Origin of the sequence: Nocardia sp. NPDC052254, assembly GCF_040679495.1 — a bacterium.
Taxonomy (GTDB): domain Bacteria; phylum Actinomycetota; class Actinomycetes; order Mycobacteriales; family Mycobacteriaceae; genus Nocardia.
Genome location: NZ_JBFAUW010000032.1, coordinates 1 through 5529 on the forward strand (window position 1 = coordinate 1; position 5529 = coordinate 5529).

Below are 5529 nucleotides of genomic sequence, written 5' to 3' on the forward strand. Positions count from 1 at the left end.
GCTGGATCGGCGTGCGCTGCCGGAGCCGGAGTTCGAGACCGCGGTGTTCCGTGCGCCCTCGACGCCGATCGAGGAAGCGGTCGCGACCGTCTACGAGGAGGTCCTGGGAACGATCGGCGGCGGCCGCCGGGTGGGCGCCGATGACGACTTCTTCGCCCTCGGCGGTAACTCGCTGCTGGCCACCCAGGTCGCGGCCCGTCTCGGCGCGCTGCTCGACACCCAGGTGCCGGTGCGGACGTTGTTCGAGTCGGCCACCGTGGCCGGACTGGCCGCCAAGGTCGCCCAGCACGCCGGTATGGGTGCTCGGCCGGCGTTGACGGCGGGTCCGCGTCCGGACCGGATTCCGTTGTCGCTGGCGCAGAACCGGATGTGGTTCCTCAACCGGTTCGATCCGGATTCGACCGCGTACAACGTGCCGATCGCGGTGCGGCTGAGCGGGAACCTGGACGTGGCGGCCATGTACGCCGCACTCGGTGACCTGGTCGAGCGGCACGAGGTGCTGCGGACGGTGTATCCGGAGACCGACAACGGTCCGGTGCAGGTCATCCTGCCGCCGGGTCATGCGGTGCCCGAGCCGGAGCGCCGGGTGATCGCCGCGGACGCGGCCGCTGATGCGGTACTCGAGTTCCTGTCGACCACCTTCGACGTGACCACGGAGGTACCGGTCCGGGTAGCGCTGTTCGAGGTGGAACCCGCGGGCACCACCGATGTGCCGGAATACGTACTCGCGATGGTGATTCATCACATCACCGGAGACGGTTCCTCGGCGGTCCCGATGACCCGGGACCTGATGACCGCCTATGTCGCCCGCGCCGCGGGCGAGGCGCCGAATTGGGCGCCGCTGGCGGTGCAGTACGCCGACTACAGCATCTGGCAGCGCGCTCTGCTCGGAGACGAGGGCGATCCGGAATCGCTGGCGGCCCAGCAGATCACGTACTGGCAGCGGGCGCTCGCCGACCTGCCCGATCAGCTGGATCTGCCATCGGATCGTCCGCGTCCGGCGACACAATCGCTGGCCGGTCGCAGTGTGGATGTCCGCATCGATGCGGATCTCCACCGGGCCCTGGGCGATGTGGCGCGCGGCGAGAACGCCACGTTGTTCATGGTCGTGCACACCGCGCTGGCCGTGCTGCTGGCCCGGTTGTCGGGTACCGACGACATCGCGATCGGTACCCCGATCGCGGGTCGCGGCGAGGCCGCCGTGGACGACCTGATCGGTATGTTCGTCAACACCCTGGTGTTCCGCACGCGCGTGGACCCCGGTGCGTCGTTCACGGATCTGCTCGCGCGGCAGCGCGAGGACGACCTGCAGGCGTTCGCGCATGCCGACGTCCCGTTCGAGCGACTGGTCGACGTACTCAATCCGGCCCGATCCACCGCTCGGCACCCGTTGTTCCAGGTGGGTCTGTCGTTCCAGAACCTGGCACAGACCGCTCTCGAACTGCCCGGCCTCAGTGTGCAGGGACTCGCCAACGAGACCGAGGTCTCACAGTTCGACCTGCACCTGATCGTGGTCGATCGGTACGACGAGTCCGGTGCGCCGGCGGGTATCGGCGGTCACATCACCTATGCCACCGACCTGTTCGACGCCGAGACCGTGCAGGGCTTCGTCGATCGCTTCGTGCGGCTGCTCGGTGAGATCGTCGCCGCACCGCAGCTGCCGGTGGGTGACCTCGAGTACCTGGAGACGGCCGAGCGCCGGGAGCTCATCACCGGTCACAACGCCACCGATCGGGAGATCGACGCCGACGCGACGCTGGCCTCGCTGCTCGCGGATCGGATCGCGGCGACCCCCGATGCCGTCGCGCTGGTGGACGGCGAGGGCACCGCTGTGTCCTATGCCGAGCTGGGTCAGCGGGTGAACGGGCTTGCCCGGCATCTGATCTCGCTGGGTGTGGGACCGGAGACGCGGGTGGCGCTGGCCTTGCGCCGCTCGGTGGATCTGGTGGTCGCGATGTACGCGGTCACCACCGCCGGCGGTGCGTACGTGCCGGTCGATCCGGATCAGCCCGCCGAACGCACCGACTACATCCTGCGTACCGCGGCACCGGTCTGCGTGCTGACCGCCGCCGAGATCGGGTTCGATACCGAGGTGGCGCCGCTGGTGCGCCTCGACGAGCTCGGTGTGGCCGACGGTGCGCCGCTGACCGCCGCCGAGCTGCCGACGGCCGCGCGGCCACAGCACACGGCGTATGTGATCTTCACGTCCGGTTCTACCGGCCGCCCCAAGGGTGTGGCCGTACCACATGCCGCGATCGTGAATCAGTTGTTGTGGGCGGTGGACGAATTCGAACTCGGCGCCGACGACGCCGTGCTGCTGAAGACGGCGGCGACGTTCGACCTGTCGGTGTGGGAATTCTGGACCGCGGCGGTCTGCGGTGGGCGCTTGGTCCTCGCCGCTGCGGACGGTCATCAGGATCCGGCATATCTGAATGCGCTGATGCGCCGCGAATCGGTGACCACCCTGCATGTGGTGCCATCGATGCTGGACGCGTTGCTGACCGAATCGGCGGGCGTACTGCCGGAGTCGCTGCGGCGGGTGCTGGCGATCGGTGAGGCGCTGCCGGGCGTGACCGCGCAGAAGTTCCGCCGGTCCAACTCCGCGCGGTTGTACAACCTGTACGGCCCGACCGAGGCCGCGGTGTCGGTCACGAGTCACGAGGTGACCGGCGCCGATGTCACATCGGTGCCGATCGGCGCGCCGGAGTGGAATACCCGGGTGTACGTGCTGGATTCGCGGATGCGTCCGGTGCCGGCGGGCGTATCGGGTGAGTTGTATCTCGCGGGCGCGCAGCTGGCCCGGGGGTACTTCGGTCGCTCGGATCTGACCGCCGAGCGTTTCGTGGCCGACCCGTTCGGCGCGGGTGCGCGGATGTATCGCACCGGTGACCTCGCGGCGTGGACCTCGGCCGGTGAGCTCGAGTATCGGGGTCGTACCGACTTCCAGGTGAAGATCCGTGGTTTCCGGATCGAACTGGGCGAGATCGAGGCAGCGCTGCTGGCGCTGCCGCAGATCGGTGCGGCGGCGGTGATCGCCCTGTCCGATCAGCGCCTCGGTGATCGCCTGGTCGGCTACCTGGTCCCGGCGCCCGGTGCGGATGTCGATGTGGCACAGGTGAATACGGCGCTGCAGGACGCACTGCCGTCCTATATGGTGCCGGCCGCGTGGGTCGTGCTCGACGCGCTGCCGCTGAACGTGAACGGCAAGCTGGACCGTAAGGCGTTGCCGGAGCCCGAGTTCGAGGCCGCGGTGTTCCGGGCCCCCTCGACTCCGATCGAGGAGATCGTGGCCGGGGTGTTCACCGAAATACTCGGTGTCGAGCGTGCCGGTAAGGACGACGATTTCTTCGCCCTCGGCGGCAACTCGCTGCTGGCCACGCAGGTGGCGACGCGGATCGGCGCCGCGCTCGATGCGCGGGTGCCGGTGCGGACGGTGTTCGAGGCGTCCACGGTGGCGGGCCTGGCCGCGAAGGTGGAGCAGGGCGCGGGCAACGGCGGTCGCCCGGCGTTGACGGCCCAGGTGCGGCCGGAGCGGATTCCGTTGTCGCTGGCGCAGCAGCGGATGTGGTTCCTGAACCGGTTCGACCAGCAGTCGGCGGCGTACAACGTGCCCGTCGCGGTGCGGTTGACCGGTGCCCTGGATGTCGCCGCGCTGCGCGCGGCGGTCGGTGACCTGGTCGCACGGCACGAGGTGTTGCGCACCGTGTATCCGGAGGTCGACGGTCGGCCGGTCCAGGTGATTCTGCCTGCGGCGCAGGCGGTTCCGGAGCTCGAAGTGTCGGCAGTCGCCTCGTCGGAGATCGAGTCGGTCGTGGTCGGCTTCTTCTCGGGTGTCTTCGATGTGACGACGGAAGTGCCGTTGCGAGTGCGGCTCTACGAGCTGACCGATGGCACCGGCGAGAACAGCCACGTGCTGGCGATGTCGGTGCATCACATCTCGGCCGACGGTTCCTCCATGGCGCCGTTGACACGGGATCTGATGACCGCGTACGCGGCTCGCGCGGCGGGAGCTGCGCCGGAGTGGGCGCCGCTGTCGGTGCAGTACGCGGACTACAGCATCTGGCAGCGTGAGGTGCTGGGCAGCGAGGACGATCCGGAGTCGCTGTCGGCCGCGCAGGTCGCCTTCTGGCGGAGTCAGCTCGCGGAGCTGCCCGATCAGCTGGATCTGCCCGCTGACCATCCGCGGCCGGCCAGGCAGTCGTTCGCCGGTGCCAAGGTCGCGGTGCGTATCGATGCGGAAACTCATCGTGCGCTGGCGGATTTGGCGCGCGCCGAGGGCGCGACGCTGTTCATGGTGGTACACACGGCGCTGGCTGTGCTGCTGGCGCGGTTGTCGGGTACCGACGACGTCGCGATCGGCACCCCGGTCGCGGGTCGTGGCGAGGCGGCGGTGGACGACCTGGTCGGGATGTTCGTGAACACCCTCGTGTTCCGCACGCGGGTGGACGCGGGTGGTTCGTTCCTGGATCTGCTCGCGCGTCAGCGTGAGACGGATATTCAGGCTTTCGCGAATGCCGATGTGCCCTTCGAGCGTTTGGTGGAGGTGCTGAATCCGGTTCGTTCGACGGCTCGGCATCCGCTGTTCCAGGTGGGTCTGTCGTTCCAGAATCTGGCGCAGACCAGTCTGGAGCTGCCCGGCCTGAAGGTCTCGGGCGTGGACTTCGACACCCAGCTGTCGCAGTTCGATCTGCATCTGATCGTCGCGGACACCTACAGCGATTCGGGTGCGCCGGAAGGGATCGACGGCGTCTTCACCTATGCCACGGACCTTTTCGAGCCGGAAACGGTCCAAGGTTTTGTGGACCGGTTCCAGCGGTTGCTCACCGCGATCGTCACCTCGCCACGCGGCGAGGTCGGCGATTACGACCTGCTCGATCCGGCCGAGCGCCATGCCTTGGTGATCACTCGCAACGCCACCGATCACGTCGTGGATGGCGGAGCGACACTGGCCACACTGCTCGCGGCGACCGTGGCCGGTCAGCCGAAGGCCGAGGCGCTCGTCGATCCCGACGGCGACACCCTGACCTATGCAGAGCTCGACCAGCGGGTCAACGCCCTGGCGCGGCGGCTGATCGAGGCGGGAGTCGGCCCGGAGCATCGGGTCGCCCTGGCGCTGCGGCGGTCGGTGAATCTGGTGGTGGCGATGTACGCCGTGACCGTCGCCGGTGGGGCGTACGTGCCGGTGGATCCGGATCAGGCGGCCGAGCGCACGGACTACATCCTCGAATCAGCGGCACCGGTCTGTGTGCTGACCGATGCCGAGACCGCGTTCGACACCTCGGTCGCTCCGGTGGTGCGGATGGATGGGACAGATCTGTCCGGCTACTCGACCGCTGTGGTCACCGATGTGGATCGGGTTGCGCCGCTGCGGGCTTCGAATACGGCGTATGTGATCTTCACGTCGGGTTCGACGGGTCGCCCGAAGGGCGTGGCCGTGTCGCATGCTGCGATTGCGAATCAGTTGCAGTGGAAGACGGCGGAATTCGGTTTGGATTCGTCGGATGCGGTGTTGCTGAAGACGGCTGCGAC

General features: G+C 68.3%; 1 protein-coding gene. It reads left to right on the top strand.

What is annotated here, in order from left to right; genetic code table 11:
* Nucleotides 1-5529 (top strand): amino acid adenylation domain-containing protein (locus tag AB0L57_RS32825; RefSeq protein ID WP_364970747.1); only part of this gene is annotated, 5529 nt, incomplete at both ends.